An 18,876-nucleotide genomic window follows, 5' to 3' on the forward strand; every position below is an offset into this window, starting at 1 on the left:
GACGCCGCCCGGGAAGGGCTCAGCTCTCCCCCTCCGAGTGGCTCGCCTCACGGCGGCGCACGCGCTCGCGCTGCGGGACGACGGTGTACTTCGGGTCGCGGGCGGAGGCGACGCCGCCGTGGAAGATCCCGAACCGGGTGGCCAGGGACGCGGCGAGCAGGGCGACGCCGGAGAGCCCGGAGAGCAGGCGACTGCGCCGCCCGACCAGCGCGCCGGCCACCCCGGCGGCGGTCAGCAGCCGGCCGGCGGTCAGCAGCCGCCCCGGCGTGCCGTTGCGGTAGGGCTCGCTGAGCAGGCCGAGCCGGTGCTCGATCCGGTGCGAGCCCCACAGCTCCATGGCCGCGCCGGCCACGGCCATCCGACGGGCGGGGCCGGCCTGGCGGGTGGGCGCGGCGAGCAGGCCCACGCCGGCGCCGCTGGCCAGGGCGCTGCCCCCGAAGACGGCCGGCAGCTCCGGGTACGCCTCGTGCCACGACGGCACGGCCGTGTCGGCCAGCAGCACCGCCGTGTACGTGGCCAGGGCCGGCGCGGTGACGGCGGCCACCAGGCCGGCGGCGTGCCCCACCGGGGGCAGCAGCCGGCGGCCCAGCCCGAGCACCCCCCGCGCGGGCAGCAGCGGCGCGGCCTCGGCGACGGCGGCCGCCCCGATGGCCGGCCCGAACACGCCGAGGATCCAGGTGCCCATGGACATCGGGGAGGTGGGCCGCGCCACCCGCAGCATGTGGTGGAAGCGGTCCGGACGGCCCAGGTCGTGGATGAGGAAGAAGGTGCTGGCGCCGATCGCCGCCAGCCCGGCGACCCGGCCGGCGCGACGCAGGGCGGGGCGGCCGGTGAGCTGCCCGCCGGCGGCCAGCAGCGCCGAGCCGGCGGACGTCCCGCCGGTGAACAGGTACGCCGCGATGTCCCACTTCCACACGGGCGGCTTCAGGATCGGGCGGCCGTAGTAGGAGGTGAACTCGGCGGGCGGAACGTTCAGCGGCTCACCGCCGCCGCGCCGCCCCCCGCCGCGCCGTTGCTCCGTGGTCGGCGGGACGCCGGCCGGCGCGGCGACCTGCGGGACCGCCGGGTCGCCCGCGGGGGTGGTGGCACCGCCGAGAGCGCTGAGGAAGTGGCGGAAGCGGTCGCCCACCGGGGGGCGCTGCGGACTCACGAGGAACCTCCGACGAACGCGGCGACGGCCGCCGCCGCCATGGTCAGGGCGGCCAGCCCGGCGCGCCGCCACATCCGGGGCAGGTCCCGGGTGGTGACGACCGGGTCCGGCGGCAGCCCGTACACCTCCGGCTCGTCGAGCAGCAGGAAGAACGCGCCGTCGCCGCCGACGCCGTCGTCGGGGTCGTGGCCGTAGAGGCGGGCCTCCGGCACCCCCCGCTCGTGCAGGGTCGCCACCCGGGCGGCGGCCCGCTCGCGCAGCTCGTCCAGCTCGCCGTACATGATCGACTCGGTGGGGCAGGCCTGCGCGCACGCCGGGGTCTGCCCGGCGCCCAGCCGGTCGTAGCACAGGGTGCACTTCCACGCCCGGCCGTCGCCCTTGCGCTGGTCGATCACCCCGTACGGGCAGGCGGAGATGCAGTAGCCGCAGCCGTTGCAGATGTCCTCCTGCACCACGACCGTGCCGAACTCGGTGCGGAACAGCGCCCCGGTCGGGCAGACGTCCAGGCAGGCCGCGTGGGTGCAGTGCTTGCACACGTTCGACATCATCAGCCAGCGGAAGTCGGTGCGTTCGGCGGCCCCGGTGCCCCGGCCCGGCGGCTGCGCGCCCGGCATGCCGAGGAACTCGGGGCCGGCGGCCATCCGCGCGGCGGCGGCCGGGTCGCCCGGCGGCACCCCGGGGTCGGTGCCGGTGTCGTTGCCCGTGCCGGCGGCCACCGCCGCCGCCGCGGCGCTGACCGGCCCGTCGGTGGGGTTGCCGGCGAACGGCGGGGTGCGGTGCCCGGCGGGGCGGGGCTGCTCGATGAACGCCACGTGCCGCCACGAGTTCGCCGTCAGCGCGCCGGTGTTGTCGTACGACATGCCGAGCAGGTCCAGGCCGGAGGCCGGCACGTCGTTCCACTCCTTGCAGGCCACCTCGCACGCCTTGCAGCCGATGCAGACGCTGGTGTCGGTGAAGAACCCCATCCGGGGCGGGGCGTCGGCCCAGCCCGCGTCGGGGGCCGGGTCCAGCGGCCCGTAGAGACTGTTGGCGTCAGGCATCCTCGCCCCTCTCGCCGGCCGCGTCGGTGGTCGCGAGCGGGGTCCGGTGCTCGACCGTCAGCCCGGCCCGCCGCTGGTAGTCGGCGACCATGTCCAGCAGGGCCGGCCCGGTGGGCCGCCGGCCGGGTCGCACGTCGCAGGTGCCGACCTTGCTCTCCTGGATCAGCACGTTCGGGTCCAGGGTGATGCCGAACAGGTCGTTGGCCGAGTCGCCGGTGACCAGCCCCTCCGACCCGAAGTGGTACGGCAGCCAGAGCTGGTGGATGATCCGCCCGTCCACCCGCAGCGGGGTGAGCCGGTCGGTGACCAGCACCTTCGCCTCGATCACCGCCCGGCCGCTGACCATGTGCGCCCAGCCCAGGTGGGAGAGCCCGACCTCGGCGGCCAGCTCCGGGGAGACCTCGACGAACATCTCCGGCTGCAACTCGGCCAGAGGCCGCACGTTGCGGCTCATCCCGCCGGCGGTGTGGTGCTCGGTGAGCCGGCTGACCGTGAACACGTACGGGAAGACGCCGCTGTGCGCCTCGGGTGGGCTCGGGTTGATCCGGTTCACCGGGTGCGGGTAGACCTTGCGGGTCGGGTTGGCCTGCTGGCCGTACATGGGGTTGCGCAGCGGGGACTCGGCCGGCTCGTAGTGCGTCGGCATCGGGCCGTCCAGCACGCCGCTGGGCACGTACAGCCACGCCTTGCCGTCGCTCTGCATGATGAACGGGTCGTCGCCGGCGATCGCCTCCGGGCCGGAGGCTCCGTCCGGCGGCCGGTACGTCGGTGGCTTCGTCTTCTCGAAGTCCGGCACGTCGTAGCCGGTCCACTCGCCGGCCTCCGGGTCCCACCACACGTACTTCTTGCGCTCGCTCCACGGTCGGCCCTGCGGGTCGGCGGAGGCGCGGTTGTAGAGGGTGCGGCGGTTCGCCGGCCAGGCCCAGCCCCACTCGGCGGCCACCCAGTCCTGCTCGTGGCGGGACCTGCGCCGGGCGGCCTGGTTCACGTCGTCGGCGTACACGCCGCTGTAGATCCAGCAGCCGATCGCGGTGGAGCCGTCGTCGCGCGCCTCGGTGAAGCCGGCCAGCGGGCGGTTGGTGACCGTGTCGTACCCGTTGATCTCGCGCAGGACGGCCTCGGCGCTCGGCTCGACCAGCGGGCCGTGCGTCGGGTAGTCCCAGGCCAGGTCGAGCAGCGCCCGGTCGCGCGGGTGGGTGGAGCCGGCCAGTTTCTCCCGCAGCCTGCGCCCGAGGTGGTAGAAGAACCACAGCTCGGAGCGGGCGTCGCCCGGCGGGTCGAGGGCCTTCTCCCGCCACTGCAACAGCCGCTGCGTCTGGGTGAACGTGCCCTCCTTCTCCACGTGCGAGGCCGCCGGCAGGAAGAACACCTCGGTGCGGCACTCCTGCGGGACGATCTCCCCGGTCTCCACCTCGGGGCCGTTCTTCCAGAACGTGGCGCTCTCGATCATGAACAGGTCGCGCACGACCAGCCAGTCGAGGTTGGCCATGCCGAGCCGCTGCGCCCGGCCGTGCGCGGAGCCGACCGCCGGGTTCTGGCCGAGCAGGAAGTAGCCCTTGATCTTCCCGTCGATCATGTTGAGCACCTGCTGGTAGGTGCCGTGGTCGCCGGTCATCCGGGGCATGTAGCCGTAGCAGAAGTCGTTCTCCGGCGTCGCCGCGTCACCCCAGTACGCCTTCAGCAGGCTCGCCGCGAACGCCCGGGAGTTGCCCCAGAAGCCCTTCTTCCCGGGCTGGCTGATGCTGTCCACCCAGTCGTCGAAGGTCACGTGGTCGGCGTGGTGCGGCATCGGCAGGTAGCCGGGGAGCAGGTTGAACAGCGTCGGGATGTCGGTGGAGCCCTGGATGCTGGCGTGCCCGCGCAGCGCCAGGATGCCGCCGCCGGGACGGCCGATGTTGCCCAGCAGGGTCTGGATGATCGCGCCGGTGCGGATGTACTGCACGCCCACGCTGTGCTGGGTCCAACCCACCGAGTAGACCAGCGCGCCGGTGCGCTCCCGGCCGGAGTTCTCCGTCCAGGCGCGGGCCAACTCCAGGAACTTCTCCTTCGGCACGCCGCAGACCCGCTCCACCATCTCCGGGGTGTACCGGGAGAAGTGCCGCTTGAGGATCTGGTAGACGCAGCGCGGGTGCTGCAGCGTCTCGTCCTGAGGGGGCTGCCCCGGCACCGGCATGCCGTGCGACTCGTGCCGCAGGCCCGCCGCGCTGTCCCGCTCCTTGGCCGTGTCCTCGCCGCCGTTGCGCTCCTGGCCCTCGTACTGCCAGCTCGTCTGGTCGTAGGAGGCGGTCTCCGGCTGGTAGCCGGAGAAGAGCCCGTCCAGGTCCTCCGTGTCGACGAAGCGCTCGCTGACGATCGACGCGGCGTTCGTGTACGCCAGCACGTACTCCCGGAAGTCCAGCTCGTTCTCCAGGATGTAGCGCACCACGCCGCCGAGCAGCGCGATGTCGGTGCCCGCGCGGATCGGCAGGTACGTGTCGGCCAGCGCGCTGGTGCGGGTGAAGCGCGGGTCGACGTGGAAGACCTTGGCGCCGCGCTTCTTCGCCTCCATCACCCACTGGAAGCCCACCGGGTGGGCCTCGGCCATGTTGGAGCCCTGGATGACGATGACGTCAGCGTTGACCAGGTCCTGCTGGAAGTCCGTCGCGCCGCCGCGACCGAAGCTGGTCCCCAGACCGGGGACGGTGGCGGAGTGTCAAATACGGGCCTGGTTCTCGATCTGGAGCGCCCCCATCGCCGTGAACAGCTTCTTGATGAGGTAGTTCTCCTCGTTGTCCAGCGTCGCCCCGCCCAGGCTGGAGATGCCCAGCGTGCGGTTCAGCGGCCGGCCCTCGTCGTCGACGTCCTCCCAGGTCTCCTCGCGCGCGGCGAGGACCCGGTCGGCGATCATGTCGAGGGCGGTGTCGAGGTCCAGGTCCTCCCACTCCGTCGCGTACGGCCGCCGGTAGCGCACCGTGGTCTGCCGCAACGGGCTGGTGACCAGGCTCTTGCTGGCCGAGCCCTTCGGGCAGAGCCGCCCCCGGGAGATCGGGCTGTCCGGGTCGCCCTCGATCTGGGTGACCCGGCCGTCGCTGACGTAGACCTTCTGGCCGCAGCCGACCGCGCAGTACGGGCAGACCGAGCGGGCCATGCTGTCGGCGGTCTCGGTGCGGGCGGTCAGCTCCGCCGACCGGGCCGACTGGGCCGCCGCGCCCCGGCCGAGCGGGTCGGTGCCGGTGAGCTGCCGGTACACCGGCCAGCCCTGGATGAACGTCCGCAGACCCATCCCGGAACACCCCCTTCCCCCACGGGCGGAAGCCTGACGCTTTCGAACATAGGCCAGCCGTCGGCACGTCGCGACCCGGGGGGATCTTTTCCACCGTACGGGCAGACGAAACCGCCCCCGGCCAGCTGGCCGGGGGCGGCTCGGGGTGTCGGTGTGCAGGTCGCCTCTCGGCGAGTGGCGCGACGCGGCTCCAGCCGAACGGTATTCCGCGACGGCAATTTAGGTGAGGCCCGGGGACACTGGACACACCGACACCGGCTACAACTTACCCGCCCCCGCCGATATTCCACCCGATCCGGCACCCAATTTTTCCCCGCCCGACGAGGGTGCAAGGAAGGGCCCCTTGTTAACGCTTTCTGTATAGGAAGGGTCCCCTGCTAACACGCCACCGGCCGGGCCCCGTGGATCGGGGTCCGGCCGGTAGGCGGGGTGGTGCGGGTGGGTCTTAGCTGTTCCAGTGCTGGGCGACGAGGTCGGCGGCCTGCTGCTCCCACTGGGCGTAGTGGTCGGGGTACGCCGACACCTGCACCGTCTGGGCGGCCTCGGTCAGGGGCATGTCCTGCCAGCCGTCGACCTGCTTGAGGCCCTTCAGGAACGCCATGGTCGCGTACTCGGGGTCGGTGATCTGCTCCACGCTGCCCCAGCCCGACGACGGGCGCTGCTGGAACAGGCCCTGCGAGTCGTGGTCGTTGCGGTCACCCAGATGACCCAGGTTCTCCAGCTTCGACTCCTGCAACGCCGTACCGATCGAGACCACGGCGGCACGCTCGTCCATGCCCGCCTTCTTCGTCGCGGCGATGATCGCCTTCACGTTCGCCGTCTGCTCGTCGTTCAGCTCGATACGCGACTGCTCACCCTGCACACCGTGCGGAATCAGCTTGCCCATGTCGACGGCAGGCTTGTCGGCCTGCACCGCGACGGCGACGGGCCGGGCATCCACCGCAGCGGCGGGGGCGGTGGTGTCGTGGTTCAGAGGACCGGCGGCCAGACCACCGGCGAACGCCAGACCAGCGATACCCAGCACACTCTTACGCAGCATCGTGTTCATGATCGACAGCTCCATTCGGGGGATCGACACCCACCCCAGGGGGAACAAGGGCGGGTGTGAGCACCACGAGGCGCCCAACAAGAAATCACGAGGAAAAGAAGTCTTCGCCCGGCCGACTCGCGGCCCGGGGACCATGTGTAACGACCGGCCACCCACCGCCATTCCCACCCGGCAACCCGGGGGGGGTGGGGGCGTCGGCGCAGGTCAGAGGCACTGCGCTACTCGGTCGTACGCCATGTGTAACCACCCCGGGCCCGCCACGATTCCGACCCCACGATGCCGCCGGTCACATCGCCTGAGCGAGCGTCCGGCCAACGGGATACACCGCCCCAGACGCGGCACCGTCCACCGGATGCCGGGGACGACGGCCCATCTCCGGGCCAGCGAGCACCGGGCGACCGGACGGCCGGCCCCACGCAACCCAGACCGGACAGACGGGCATGTTTCGGCACCCAGGGCTCGCGTCGATCCACTGAATGTCGGCGACACGGCGGCATCCGCGTCCCGGGGATGCCCCCATGCCGCCGACATGGAGTTGGTCATGAGAACAAAGGCCCCCGGGCGGTCCCTCCGAATGGAGGGGCCGACCGGGGGCCGAGGACTGGGGGACGGGGGTCACCAGAGCCGCTGGACGATGTCCGCCGCCTGCTCCTCCCACTGCGCGTACGCGTACGGGAACGCCGACACCTGCACCGTCTGCGCCGCCGCGGTCAGCGGCAGCTCGCGCCAGCCTCCCACGTTCTTCAGCGCCTCGAAGAACGCCGTGGAGGCGTACTCGGGGTCGGTGATCTGGTCGGGCGAGCCCCAACCGGACGACGGGCGCTGCTGGAACAGGCCCTGCGAGTCGTGGTCGTTGTACGCGCCGAGGTGGCCCAGGTTGTACAGCTTCGACTCCTGGAGCGAGGTGGCCACGCCGATCACCGCGCCGCGCTCGCCGACGCCGGTCTTCTTGGCGACCTTGACGATCTCCCTGGCGTTGGCGAGCTGCGCGTCGTCGAGCGGGATGCGCGACTGGGCGCCCTCCAGCCCGTGCGGGATCAGTTCGTCCCGGCTGGGCTTGCCGTCCGTGGACGACTGCCTGCCGTCCGTGGACGACTGCCTGCCGGCGGACGCCGGCTCGCCGGTGGTCTGCGCGGACTCGACGGTGACGCCCTCGCGGCTCTTGCCGGTGGCCAGGCCGATGGCGGCCACGGCGCCCTCGTGCGGGCCGGCGGTGACGGGGGCCGCGACGGCCGTCGGGCCGCCGAGGGCCAGGCCGCCGAGGACGGCGACTCCGGCGACGGTCAGGATGGTCCTGCGGTTCGTGGTCTTGGCGATGGCCGGGAGCCATCGAGTGAAGTCGGCCTTCACGATGGTTGCCCTTTCGATCGTTACGACGCGCTCCGGGTTGAGCGCCCCTGGGGGTGCGCGGCAGGCGAGGTTTGCCGGCCGGCGGTACGGGGACACAACCAGCTTCAGGTGTCCGTCATTCCGGATATGTGCGGCAGCGCTGGCGGTGGGACGGCCGTCACGCAGGGCAACCGGTCGGCGGGGCCGGGAAGCCCCTGGGAAAGGCGCACGCGAGCGCCCGGGCCGGCACGGTCGTGCCGACCCGGGCGAAATGTCCCGATCCGGGGGCGGGGGCGTGGTCGACGGTGCGTCAGTGCCCCCGGGCCAGCCACTCCTCAAGGTGCGGCGCCTCCGCGCCGATGGTGGTGCTGTCACCGTGGCCGGTGTGCACGACCGTCTCCGGCGGCAGGGTCAGCAGCCGGGCGCGGATCGACTCGACGATCGTCGGGAAGTCGCTGTACGAGCGCCCGGTGGCCCCCGGCCCGCCCGCGAAGAGGGTGTCGCCGGTGAAGACCACACCGAGGCTCGGGGCGTACAGGCTGCACGCGCCGGGGCTGTGCCCGGGGGTGTGCAGCACCCGCAGGTCGGTGCCGGCCACCTCGATCGTGGCGCCGTCGCGCAGCTCGCCGTCGGGGCTCACGTCGGGGTGGACCATGTCCCACAGCACCCGGTCGTCGGGGTGCAGCAGCACCGGCGCGCCGGTGGCCCGGGACAGCTCGGGGGCCACCCGGACGTGGTCGTCGTGGGCGTGGGTGGCCACGATCGCCACCACCCGGCGACCGCCCACGGCCCGCAGGATCGCCTGGACGTCGTGCGGCGCGTCCAGCACGACGCACTCGCTGTCGTCGCCGACCACCCAGACGTTGTTGTCGACGTCGAAGGTCTGCCCGTCGAGGGAGAACGTGCCGGAGGTGACGGCGTGGTCGACGCGGGCGGTCACGGGAACACCACCACCGAGCGCAGCACGTCGCCGCCGTGCATCCGGGCGAACGCCTCCTCGACCTGGTCCAGGGCGATCTCCTCGGTGACGAACGCGTCCAGGTCGAGGCGGCCCTGCAGGTACAGCTCGGTGAGCATCGGGAAGTCCCGGCTGGGCAGGCAGTCGCCGTACCAGCTCGACTTCAGCGCGCCGCCGCGACCGAAGACGTCGAGCAGCGGCAGGTCGACGGTCATCTCGGGGGTCGGCACGCCGACGAGCACGACGGTGCCGGCCAGGTCACGGGCGTAGAACGCCTGCTTCCAGGTCTCGGGTCGGCCGACCGCGTCGATGACGACGTCGGCGCCGAAGCCGCCGGTGGCGGCGCGGATCGCCTCGACCGGGTCGTCGGCGGAGGCGTTGACGGTGTGGGTGGCGCCGAACCCGCGGGCCAGGTCGAGCTTGCGGGGGTCGGTGTCGACGGCGACGATCGTGGTGGCCCCGGCGAGGGCCGCGCCGGCGACGGCGGCGTCGCCGACCCCGCCGCAGCCGATGACCGCCACGCTGTCGCCGCGGGTGACGCCGCCGGTGTTCATGGCCGCGCCGAGGCCGGCCATCACCCCGCAGCCGAGCAGGCCCACGGCGGCGGGCCGGGCGGCCGGGTCGACCCTGGTGCACTGTCCGGCGTGGACGAGGGTCTTCTCGGCGAACGCGCCGATGCCCAGCGCCGGGGTCAGCTCGGTGCCGTCGGTGAGGGTCATCTTGCGCGAGGCGTTGTGGGTGGCGAAGCAGTACCAGGGCCGGCCCCGACGGCAGGCGCGGCAGACGCCGCAGACGGCCCGCCAGTTGAGCACCACGAAGTCGCCGGGGGCGACCTCGGTGACCCCCTCGCCGACCTGCTCGACGACCCCGGCGGCCTCGTGGCCGAGCAGGAACGGGTAGTCGTCGTTGATGCCGCCCTCGCGGTAGTGCAGGTCGGTGTGGCAGACCCCGCAGGACTGGACGCGGACCACCGCCTCGCCGGGCCCCGGGTCGGGCACCACGATGGTGGTGACCTCGACCGGCGCGCCCTTGCGCCGCGAAATGACTCCCCGGACTTCCTGGCTCACGATTCCTCCTGCTCACGCGCTGTCGGTGGCTCCGCCGCCGGCCCGCAGGCGCCGCGTCGGCGACGGGAGCGGTCGCGCCGATCCCGCTCCCTGGCGAAACTACCTTCGACCCCCGCCCCCGACCCACCGATGCCGGTGCTCGGCCCCGTTCCGGCGGCGGTGACGGCTCGACGGCGTACTGTGGCGTGCGCCACCCGACGGACACGCCGGTGCCGTTCGCGGCGCCCGCGCCCACTCGGCAGAATCGACGCATGTCTTCGCGCCGGTGGCTGCTCGCCGACCAACTCGGGCCCCACTTTCTCGACGATCCGGCGCAGCCGGTCCTGCTCGTGGAGGCCCGGGAGCTGTTCCGGCGGCGCCCGATGCACCGGCAGAAGGCGCACCTGATCCTGTCCGCGCTGCGGCACCGGGCCGCCGAGCTGGGCGAACGGGCGATCCTGGTACGCGCCGGGACGTTCCGGGAGGCCCTCGCCCAGGTCGACGGGCCGGTGGAGGTCTGCCACCCGGGGTCGCGGGCGGGGCTGGCCTTCGCCCGCTCGGTGCCGGGGCTGACGATCCTGCCGCCCCGGGGTTTCCTCACCAGCCGGGACGGCTTCGCCGAGTGGGCCGACGCGCCCCGGCGGGGGCCGCTGCGGATCGGGGACTTCTACGATTGGGCGCGTCGCCGGCACGGCGTGCTCGAGGGCCCGCCGGGGCGGGTGCCCCGCCGGCCCCACCCGTGCGAACGCGGGGACGGCCTGGTCGCCCCCGCTCCCCCGCCCATCGTGGAGGACGTCATCGACGCGGAGGTCCGCGACGAGCTGGACCGGTGGGAGCAGGAGGGGGTCCGGTTCCTGGGGCGGGACGCCCCGCGCCGCTACCCCGCCACCCACGCCGAGGCCGACGCCCGGCTGCGCCACTTCGTCCGGCACCGGCTGCCCGACTTCGGCCGGTACCAGGAGGTGATGAGCGGCGGCGATCCGCTGCTGGCGCACAGCGTGCTGTCGTCGTCGTTCAACCTGGGGCTGCTCGATCCGGCGGAGGCGATCGGGGCGGCCGAGGAGGCGTGGCGGGCCGGCAACGCGTCGCTGTCGGCGGTGGAGCCGTTCATCCGGGGGCTGCTGGGCTGGCGGGAGTTCCTCTGGCAGCTCTACTGGTACTTCGGCCCCGGTTTCCAGGGCGCCAACTGGCTGGCCGCGACGGAGCCGCTGCCCGACTGGTTCGCCACCCTCGACGCGGACGCCGTGCAGGCGCGCTGCCTGGCCGACGTGCTGGCCGGGGTGCGGGACCGGGCCTGGGCGCACCACGCGCAGCGGCTGCTGGTGCTGGGCAACTACGCGTTGCAGCGCGGCTGGCGGCCGGCGGAGCTGGCGGCCTGGTTCCGGGACTGCTTCGTCGACGGCACCGACTGGGTGATGAACGCGGCCGTGATCGGCATGAGCCAGTACGCCGACCTGGGCCGCGTGGACACCCGGCCGTACGCGGTCGACGGCCGGTACGTCGACGAGCTGAGCGACTACTGCACGGGCTGCCGGTACCAGCCGGACACGGCGCTGGGCGAGCTGGCCTGCCCGTACACCGCGGGGTTCGGGGCCTTCCTGCACCGCAACCGGGACCGGCTCGACACCGACCCGCGGCTCGCCGCCGAGCTGGCCGAACGCGACGACCCGCAGATGCGCCAGGCGGTGCTGGCCCAGGAGGACAAGCGCGGCTCCAGCCCGCCGTGACGCCCGCCCGGCGGCCCGCTCAGCGCCCGGCGGCCTGCTCGGCCCAGAAACCCGTGACCAGCCGGTGGAGCTCCTCCACCCGCTCGATCTGCGGCATGTGGCCGGTGTCGGCGAACAGGTGGGCGCGGGCCCGGGGCAGCCGGGCGCGGGCGGCGTCGAGGTGGACGGCGGGCAGGATCAGGTCCCGGTCGCCCCACACCACCAGGACTGGCAGGTCCAGCTTCGCCACCGCGTCGAGCAGTTCCTCCCGCCACGGCGCGGCGACGCCCCGGAACGTGCCGAGGCTGCGGGTGAGTTCCAGCATCACCCGGGCGGCGTGCGGTCGCCGGGCCATCGCGTACGCCTCGGTGAGGCGCGCGGCGGTGACGTGCCGCCGGTCGTGGAAGAGGGCCCGCTCGGTGCGCCGGACCACGAAGCGGCTCGGGCGCAGCAGCAGCCGCCCGAGTGGCCGCAGCGCGAGCACCCGCAGCGCGACGGTGACCTCCGCGCCGAAGCCGGCGCTGGCGACCAGCGTCAGGCTGGCCGCGCGGGCCGGGTCGGCGACGGCCAGCCGCATCGCGACCGCCCCGCCGAGGGAGTTGCCGACGAGGTGGGCGGGGCCGTCGACGCCGAGCGCGTCGAGGCAGCCGGCCACCGCCCGCGCCAGCGCGGGCAGGGTGTGCGGCCCGTCCAGCGGCGCGGACCCGCCGTGCCCGGCCAGGTCGACGCTGATCACCCGGTGGTCGCGGGCGAGCCGGTCGTGCAGCTCGGCGAAGTCGGCGAGGGTGCGGCCGATGCCGTGCAGCAGCACCACCGGCGGGCCGTCGCCGGCGACCCGGCAGCGGGTGGCGCGCCCGTGGACGGTGACGACGGTGTCGGCCGGCACGGTCACGCCGACTCCCCCGGCCGGTCCGGGGCCGGCTCGGCCGGTCGCCGTGCGGCGGGCACCGGGGACGAGGTCACGGCGGGGGCCGAGGTCGCGGCGGACGAGGCGGCGGGGGCGGGCGAAGCAGCGGGGACGGCGGGTGGGATGGCGGCGGCCGGGGTCCGCCCGGCGGGGTTCTTCATGACCAGGGCGACGACCCGCCCGTACCCGGCGGGGGCGAGGCGGGCCAGCAGGTCCGGCACCTTCGCCGACCAGCCGATCAGCACCCGGCCCCGGCGGCGCTCGACGCCGCGCAGGACGACCTCGGCGGCCACGGCCGGGTCGATGGTGAGCAGCTTCTCGAACTGGCGGCGGCCGACCTCGTACTCGGCGACGGGGACGCCGCTGCCGATCCGGGCGTTCTGCGCGATCCGGGTGCGGATGCCGCCCGGGTGCACGCAGGTCACCCCGATGCCGTCGTCGGCCAGCTCGTGGCGCAGCGCCTCGGTGAAGCCCCGGACGGCGAACTTGCTCGCCGCGTACGCCGCCTGCCCGGCGGGGGCCATGATCCCGAAGAGGCTGGACAGGTTGACCAGGTGGGCGCCCGGCTCGGCCTTGAGGGCGGGGAGCAGGGCGTGGGTGAGCCGCACCACGGCCCGGAAGTTGACGTCGACGACCCAGTCGAACTCGTCCAGGGTGACCTGGTCGAACCGGCCGCCCAGGGCGACGCCGGCGTTGTTGACCAGCAGCCGCACCCGGGGGTGGCGGCGCCGGAGCTCCTCGGCGACCCGGGTCGTCTCGGCGGCGTCGGCGAGGTCGACCAGGTAGGTGGTGACCTTCCGGTCGGGGTGGTCGGCCCGGATGGCGTCCACCACGGCGGCCAGCCGCTCGGCGTCCCGGTCGAGCAGGACCAGCTCGGCCCCGCGCCGGGCCAGGCCGTGGGCAAGGGCCTCGCCGATGCCGCTGGCCGCCCCGGTGACCACGGCCGTCGCGGCCGTGAAGTCGAACCTGCGCACGTCGATCTCCCTTTCGGTCGGTGGCGGTCAGCCGACGGGGGTGTCGGCGGGCCGGGCCGGCGGGGCCGTCGCGCGGGCGAAGGTCACCCCGCCGTCGGCCAGCCGGCCGTACCGCATCAGCAGCACGTCGCGGGCGTAGTTCTGGTACAGCCGCCACGGCGCGGACACGCCCTGCCTGGGTAGGGCGTCGAGGCTGCGCAGCACGTACCCGGACTTCAGGTCGATCAGCGGCACCAGCTCGCCGGAGTTGGGGGCGAGCGGGGTGACGACCTGCTGTCCGGTGGCGTCGAGGTGCCGCAGCAGCCGGCACACGTACGTGGCGACCAGGTCGGCCTTGAGCGTCCAGGAGGCGTTGGTGTAGCCGATCGTCATCGCGAAGTTCGGCACGCCGGAGAGCATCATGCCCTTGTAGGCGACCGTGTCCCCCACGTCGACCGGCTCGCCGTCCACGGTGAGCGTCATGCCGCCGAGGGCGAGCAGGTTGAGCCCGGTGGCGGTGACCACCACGTCGGCGGTCAGCTCCGCGCCGGAGGCCAGCCGCAGGCCGGTGGGGGTGAAGGTGGCGATCCGGTCGGTCACCACGGCGGCCCGGCCGGCGGCGACGGCGGCGAACAGGTCGCCGTCGGGGACCACGCAGAGCCGCTGGTCCCACGGGTCGTAGCGGGGCGAGAAGTGCCGGTCGACGTCGTAGCCGGCCGGGAGCCGGCCCTTCGCGGCGCGCAGCAGGAACCGCTTGACCAGCTTCGGGGCGCGCCGGCTGAGCGCGAAGGTCGCGGTGCCGACCAGCACGTTCTTCCACCGCACCACCGGGTACGCGGCCTTCGCCGGCAGCCAGCGCCGCAGCGCGTCGGCGAGCGCGTCGCGCGACGGCAACGCCACGACGTACGTCGGCGAGCGTTGGAGCATCGTGACGTGGGCGGCGCGCCGCGCCAGCGCCGGGACGAGGGTCACGGCGGTCGCGCCGCTGCCGACGACCACCACCCGTCTGCCGCCGTGGTCGAGGTCGGCGGGCCAGTGCTGGGGGTGCACCAGCCGCCCCCCGTACGCCTCGACGCCCGGCAGGTCCGGGGTGTAGCCGGCGTCGTAGCGGTAGTAGCCGGAGCAGGTGAACAGGAACGCGCAGGTGAGCGTGACGTCCTCGCCGGTGTCGGCGCGGTGGGCGCGCACCGTCCAGCGGGCGCTGGCGCTGTCCCACTCGGCGGCGAGCACCCGGTGGTGGAAGCGGATGTGCTCGGTGACGCCGTACTCGCGGGCGGTGTCGCGGACGTAGTCGCGGATGGAGTCGCCGTCGGCGATGGCGCGCGGGTTCGTCCACGGCTTGAACGAGTAGCCGAGGGTGAACATGTCCGAGTCGGAGCGCACGCCCGGGTACCGGAACAGGTCCCAGGTGCCGCCGATCGCGCCGCGCGCCTCCAGCACCACGTACGACTTGTCCGGGCAGTCGCGGCGCAGGTGGCAGGCCGCACCGACCCCGGAGAGGCCGGCGCCGACGATCAGCACGTCGACGTGGTCGGAGTTCATGGCGCGCCTTCCGTCGCGGATGGTTGGAGACCCTATCCAGCACCGTCGACGCCGGTCAACACCCTGTCGACTGGAATCGACACCCCGTCGAGGAGGTAGCATCTGCGCCCATGACCGCCACCGCCCGTACCCCCGCAGGCGGCGCCGGGGCGCGCGGCCGGCGGGCGGCGCGCTCGACCGGCGACGACCGGGAGCGGGCCATCCTCGCCACCGCCGAGCGGCTGCTGGGGCAGCGCCCGTTCGCCGAGGTGTCCGTCGACGACCTGGCCCGGGGCGCGGGCATCTCCCGGCCCACGTTCTACTTCTACTTCCCGTCGAAGGACGCGGTGCTGCTCACCCTGCTGGACCGGGTGACGGAGGAGGCCGACGCGGCGGCCGGCAACGTGCTGGACCGGCTCGCCGAGGCCCCCCGGGCCCGGTGGCGGGAGCTGATCGCCCGCTTCCACGACACGTTCGGCGCGCACCGGGCCGTGGTGCTCGCCTGCGCCGAGGTGCGCGGCACGAACGCCGAGGTGCGCCGGCTGTGGGCGCGGGTGCTGGAGCGCTGGGTGCAGGCCGTCGAGGCGGCCGTGGTGGCGGAGCGGCGACGCGGCGCGGCCCCGGACGGGCTGCCCGCCCGGGACCTGGCGATCGCGCTGAACTCGATGAACGAGCGGGTCTGGTACGCCACCTTCGCCGCCGACGGGCCGGCCGTCGCCGAGGGCGACGTGGTCGACGTGCTGCTGGACCTCTGGCTCACCTGCATCTACCGGACGACCACGCCGACGCCGGCCCGCTGACACCCCTCACCACCTGAGGCGGGCCCCGGGCGGATCGCCGCCGCGGCGGGCCGCCGGGCGGCATGATCGGGGCATGGAGCGAGGGGCGGGGCGGGGGCATCGGGCCGTTCCGCACACCGCCGACGTGCGGATCGAGGCGTGGGCGCCCGACCGGGAGGGCTGCCTGGCCGAGGCGGTGCCGGCGATGGTAGAGACCTTCGCCGACCCGGCCGGGGCGGGCGGGGGCACCGAGGCGGCGTTCGACGTGCCGGCGGGCGACGACGAGGACCTGCTGGTGGCCGTCCTCGACGAGGTGATCTTCCGGTTGGAGACCGAGGGGGTGCTGCCGGTCGCGGCGGAGGTGGCCGCCGTGGGCGGTGGCCTGCGGGTGCGGTGGCGGGTGGTCGACTCCGAGGCGGTGGAGCTGGTGGGCGCGGTGCCGAAGGCCGTGTCGCTGCACGGGCTGCGCTTCGGCCCCGACGCGGCGGGCTGGTCCTGCGCGGTGACCCTGGACGTGTGACGGCCGGGCCGGACGCGGGCGGACCCCCGGGCCGGATCGCAGGCGAGCCGGACGCGGGCGGGGCCGGACGCGGGCGGGGAGTCACCCCTTGACCACGCCCAGCGGCACCAGCCGGGCCACCCGGCGGCACAGCCCCGCCGCCTCGGCGACGTCGACCACCGCCGAGACGTCCTTGTACGCCTCCGGCGTCTCCTCGGCCAGCCCCCGCCAGGACGCCCCGCGCACCGCGATCCCCCGGGCCTCCAGCTCCCGGCGCAGCTCCTGCCCCCGGACGGTCCTCGTGGCCTGCTTGCGGCTGCGCACCCGGCCCGCCCCGTGGCAGGTGGAGGCGAACGCCGGGCCGCCGGGCACCCCGGTCAGCACGTACGAGGCGGTGCCCATCGAACCGGGGATGAGCACCGGCTGGCCGGCGGCGCGCAGGTCGTCGGGGAGGTCCGGGTGCCCGGGCGGCAGGGCCCGGGTGGCGCCCTTGCGGTGCACGCAGAGCCGCCGGTCGACGCCGTCCACCTCGTGCGTCTCGACCTTGGCGAGGTTGTGCGAGATGTCGTACACCAGGTCCAGCCGCCGGCCGGCGACCCGGTGCAGGACCCGGCGGGCGGCGGCGGTGAGCAACTGCCGGTTGGCCCGGGCGTAGTTCGCGGCGGCGGCCATCGCCCCCAGGTACGCCCGCCCCTGCGGCGAGTCGGTCGGGGCGCAGGCGAGCTGCCGGTCGGGCACCTCGATGCCGTACCGGGGCATGGTGCGCTCCATCGCCCGGACGTGGTCGGTGCAGACCTGGTGGCCCAGCCCCCGCGACCCGCTGTGGATCATCACGACGACCTGGTTGGCGTGCAGGCCGAACGCCGACGCCACCGCCTCGTCGTACACGGCGTCGACGGCCTGCACCTCCAGGAAGTGGTTGCCCGAGCCGAGGCTGCCGACCTGCCCCTGGCCGCGCTGCACCGCCCGGTCGCTGACCTGGGCCGGGTCGGCGTCGTCGACCGCGCCGAAGTCCTCGCAGCGGTCCAGGTCGCGCGGCACGCCGTGGCCGCGCTCGACGGCGTACCGGGAGCCGCCGCGCAGCACCGCGTCCAGCTCCGCCCGGTCGGCCAGGTGCCACACCGCGCCCCGGCCCATGCCGCGCGGGACCGCCGCGTCGAGGCCGTCCATCAGCGCGTCGCGCAGCCTCGGCAGCTCGGCGCGGTCCAGGTCGGCGGCGAGCAGCCGCACCCCGCAGGAGATGTCGAAGCCGACGCCGCCCGGGGAGACCACCCCGCCGTCGGCCGCGTCGGTGGCGGCGACGCCGCCGATCGGGAACCCGTACCCCCAGTGCACGTCGGGCATCGCGTACGAGGCGCCGACGACGCCCGGCAGCGTGGCCACGTTCGCCACCTGCTCCAGGGACCGGTCCGCGCCGACGTCCGGGATCAGCGCGCGGGAGGCGAAGACCACCCCGGGCACGCGCATCGGGTCGCGCCGGTCGATCCGGAACCGGTACGGCGACTCCTCCACCAGCTCCACGCACCGGGGCTACCCGCCCCGCGCCCGGCCACACCCCGCCGCGACGCGGGCCGGGTGGTTCGACGCCGCCGGCCGGGGTAGTGGGGGCGACATGCCGCAGCGCTACGAGGACTATCCCAGAATCGCGATCATCACCGGCGCCGACTCCGGCATCGGCAAGGCGTGCGCGGTCGCCCTCGCCGGGGCCGGCTTCGACGTCGGCATCACCTGGCACCGCGACGCCGACGGCGCGCGCCGCACCGCCGAGGAGGTACGCGCCACCGGCCGCCGCTGCGAAACCGCCGCGCTGGACCTGACCGGGCTGCCGGAGGCGGCGGCCGTGGTCGACGAGTTGGCCGACCGGCTCGGCGGGGTCGGTGTGCTGGTCAACAACGCCGGCACGGGCGCGTCGACCCCGTTCGTCGACACGGGCTGGGAGCAGTGGCGGGAGGTGCTCTCCGTGGACCTCGACGGGCCGTTCCTGTGCTCCCAGCGGGCCGCCCGGCGGATGCGGGCGGCGGGCACCGGGGGCCGGATCGTCAACATCACCAGCGTGCACGAGCACGCGCCCCGGGTCGGGTCGTCGGCGTACTGCGCGGCCAAGGGCGGGCTGGGCCTGCTCACCCGCGTGATGGCGCAGGAACTCGCCGCCGACGGGATCACGGTCAACGCGGTCGCCCCCGGGGAGATCGCCACCCCGATGACCGGCCAGGAGGACGTCGACCCGTTCACCCGGGACCGGCCGGGGGTGCCGGTCGGCCGGCCCGGGGACGCCCGGGAGGTCGCCGCCGTGGTGGCGCTGCTGGCCTCCCCCGCCGCCGCGTACGTCACCGGGGCGTCCTGGCCGGTGGACGGCGGGATGCTGCTCATGGGCCCGCAGGCCGGCTCGCACCTGACGTCGGACGACTGGCGGCGCGGCTGACCCCGCCCGGTGGCCGCCCGCGCCGGGCCGGGCGGCCACCGCCTCGTCCGGCACGGTCGGCCACCCCCTGGCATGGCGTTCCGGCCGTCGGCGCGACAATGGGGCGGCACCGGGCGCCCCCGGGCAGCACCCCGTCCATCGGCAGGAGAACGGTCAGCGTGTCCGAGACCCCCCGGCCCGGGCCGGACCCGGCCGGCGGCCACGACCTGCGGGCGGACTGCTCGCGCTGCTTCGCGCTGTGCTGCGTCGCGCCGGC

General features: G+C 74.6%; 14 protein-coding genes and 2 pseudogenes. 4 read left to right on the forward strand and 12 right to left on the reverse strand.

The genetic code is table 11. The features are described 5' to 3' along the window. Window positions 1-19 precede the first annotated feature (19 nt). From nrfD to LPU43_RS18170, 8 genes and pseudogenes are all read right to left on the reverse strand, one after another. Window positions 20-1,150: an NrfD/PsrC family molybdoenzyme membrane anchor subunit gene (nrfD, locus tag LPU43_RS18140; RefSeq protein ID WP_229401633.1), complete on the reverse strand. Its 1,131-nt coding sequence runs from the start codon at window positions 1,148-1,150 to the stop codon at window positions 20-22. Further along, window positions 1,147-2,190: a 4Fe-4S dicluster domain-containing protein gene (locus LPU43_RS18145; protein ID WP_229401634.1), complete on the reverse strand. Its 1,044-nt coding sequence runs from the start codon at window positions 2,188-2,190 to the stop codon at window positions 1,147-1,149. Before LPU43_RS18145 ends, nrfD begins: the two co-directional genes overlap by 4 nt. After that, window positions 2,183-5,452: a formate dehydrogenase gene (fdh, locus tag LPU43_RS18150; protein WP_229401635.1), complete on the reverse strand. Its 3,270-nt coding sequence runs from the start codon at window positions 5,450-5,452 to the stop codon at window positions 2,183-2,185. The genes LPU43_RS18145 and fdh overlap by 8 nt, the downstream gene beginning before the upstream one ends. A gap of 445 nt (window positions 5,453-5,897) precedes the next feature. Beyond that, window positions 5,898-6,500, reverse strand: coding sequence for a hypothetical protein (locus LPU43_RS18155; RefSeq protein WP_229401733.1), 603 nt, complete (start codon window positions 6,498-6,500; stop codon window positions 5,898-5,900). A gap of 615 nt (window positions 6,501-7,115) precedes the next feature. Beyond that, window positions 7,116-7,559, reverse strand: a pseudogene (locus LPU43_RS29045) (hypothetical protein); the annotation flags it as partial. Between the two features lie 102 nt (window positions 7,560-7,661). After that, window positions 7,662-7,850, reverse strand: a pseudogene (locus LPU43_RS29050) (hypothetical protein); the annotation flags it as partial. A gap of 289 nt (window positions 7,851-8,139) precedes the next feature. Next, on the reverse strand, window positions 8,140-8,769 hold the full coding sequence (locus LPU43_RS18165) for an MBL fold metallo-hydrolase (RefSeq protein WP_229401637.1): 630 nt from the start codon (window positions 8,767-8,769) through the stop codon (window positions 8,140-8,142). Further along, window positions 8,766-9,854 (reverse strand): S-(hydroxymethyl)mycothiol dehydrogenase, encoded by a 1,089-nt coding sequence (locus tag LPU43_RS18170; RefSeq protein WP_229401638.1) that lies wholly within the window; start codon window positions 9,852-9,854, stop codon window positions 8,766-8,768. Before LPU43_RS18170 ends, LPU43_RS18165 begins: the two co-directional genes overlap by 4 nt. Before the next feature lie 251 nt (window positions 9,855-10,105). Here LPU43_RS18170 and LPU43_RS18175 point away from each other — a divergent pair, with 251 nt between their 5' ends. Next, window positions 10,106-11,560: a cryptochrome/photolyase family protein gene (locus LPU43_RS18175; protein ID WP_229401639.1), complete on the forward strand. Its 1,455-nt coding sequence runs from the start codon at window positions 10,106-10,108 to the stop codon at window positions 11,558-11,560. Between the two features lie 19 nt (window positions 11,561-11,579). On the opposite strand, the gene LPU43_RS18180 is transcribed toward LPU43_RS18175, so the two are convergent. The 3 genes from LPU43_RS18180 to LPU43_RS18190 are packed head-to-tail and all read right to left on the reverse strand — an operon-like array spanning window position 11,580 to window position 14,941. Further along, entirely contained in the window at window positions 11,580-12,431 is an 852-nt protein-coding gene (locus tag LPU43_RS18180; RefSeq protein ID WP_229401640.1) for an alpha/beta fold hydrolase, read from the reverse strand. Next, window positions 12,428-13,420 carry an SDR family NAD(P)-dependent oxidoreductase gene (locus LPU43_RS18185; RefSeq protein ID WP_229401641.1) on the reverse strand — a complete coding sequence of 331 codons (993 nt, stop codon included), beginning with the start codon at window positions 13,418-13,420 and terminating at the stop codon, window positions 12,428-12,430. Before LPU43_RS18185 ends, LPU43_RS18180 begins: the two co-directional genes overlap by 4 nt. Window positions 13,421-13,447: 27 nt before the next feature. Continuing rightward, window positions 13,448-14,941, reverse strand: a complete 1,494-nt coding sequence (locus tag LPU43_RS18190) for a flavin-containing monooxygenase (RefSeq protein ID WP_229401642.1) — start codon at window positions 14,939-14,941, stop codon at window positions 13,448-13,450. Window positions 14,942-15,051: 110 nt separating this feature from the next. Between LPU43_RS18190 and LPU43_RS18195 the strand changes: the two genes are divergently transcribed. Together LPU43_RS18195 and LPU43_RS18200 are read left to right on the forward strand one after the other, a co-directional pair. Continuing rightward, window positions 15,052-15,720 (forward strand): TetR/AcrR family transcriptional regulator, encoded by a 669-nt coding sequence (locus tag LPU43_RS18195; RefSeq protein WP_229401643.1) that lies wholly within the window; start codon window positions 15,052-15,054, stop codon window positions 15,718-15,720. A 73-nt stretch (window positions 15,721-15,793) separates the two neighbouring features. Further along, window positions 15,794-16,219, forward strand: coding sequence for an archease (locus LPU43_RS18200; RefSeq protein WP_229401644.1), 426 nt, complete (start codon window positions 15,794-15,796; stop codon window positions 16,217-16,219). Between the two features lie 81 nt (window positions 16,220-16,300). Here LPU43_RS18200 and LPU43_RS18205 read toward each other — a convergent pair whose 3' ends face one another. Beyond that, window positions 16,301-17,719, reverse strand: coding sequence for an RtcB family protein (locus tag LPU43_RS18205; RefSeq protein WP_229401645.1), 1,419 nt, complete (start codon window positions 17,717-17,719; stop codon window positions 16,301-16,303). 91 nt (window positions 17,720-17,810) lie between these two features. Between LPU43_RS18205 and LPU43_RS18210 the strand changes: the two genes are divergently transcribed. Beyond that, window positions 17,811-18,620: an SDR family oxidoreductase gene (locus LPU43_RS18210; RefSeq protein WP_229401646.1), complete on the forward strand. Its 810-nt coding sequence runs from the start codon at window positions 17,811-17,813 to the stop codon at window positions 18,618-18,620. Window positions 18,621-18,876 lie beyond the last annotated feature (256 nt).

The sequence above is a fragment of the Micromonospora okii genome (assembly GCF_020884795.1).
GTDB classification, from domain to species: domain Bacteria; phylum Actinomycetota; class Actinomycetes; order Mycobacteriales; family Micromonosporaceae; genus Micromonospora; species Micromonospora okii.

Coding starts and splice junctions, on each gene's coding strand:
- LPU43_RS18210 (WP_229401646.1), top strand. CDS start 17,811: ATGCCGCAGCGCTACGAGGACTATCCCAGAATCGCGATCATCACCGGC.
- LPU43_RS18200 (WP_229401644.1), top strand. CDS start 15,794: ATGGAGCGAGGGGCGGGGCGGGGGCATCGGGCCGTTCCGCACACCGCC.
- LPU43_RS18145 (WP_229401634.1), bottom strand. CDS start 2,190: ATGCCTGACGCCAACAGTCTCTACGGGCCGCTGGACCCGGCCCCCGAC.
- LPU43_RS18190 (WP_229401642.1), bottom strand. CDS start 14,941: ATGAACTCCGACCACGTCGACGTGCTGATCGTCGGCGCCGGCCTCTCC.
- LPU43_RS18175 (WP_229401639.1), top strand. CDS start 10,106: ATGTCTTCGCGCCGGTGGCTGCTCGCCGACCAACTCGGGCCCCACTTT.
- LPU43_RS18155 (WP_229401733.1), bottom strand. CDS start 6,500: ATGAACACGATGCTGCGTAAGAGTGTGCTGGGTATCGCTGGTCTGGCG.
- LPU43_RS18195 (WP_229401643.1), top strand. CDS start 15,052: ATGACCGCCACCGCCCGTACCCCCGCAGGCGGCGCCGGGGCGCGCGGC.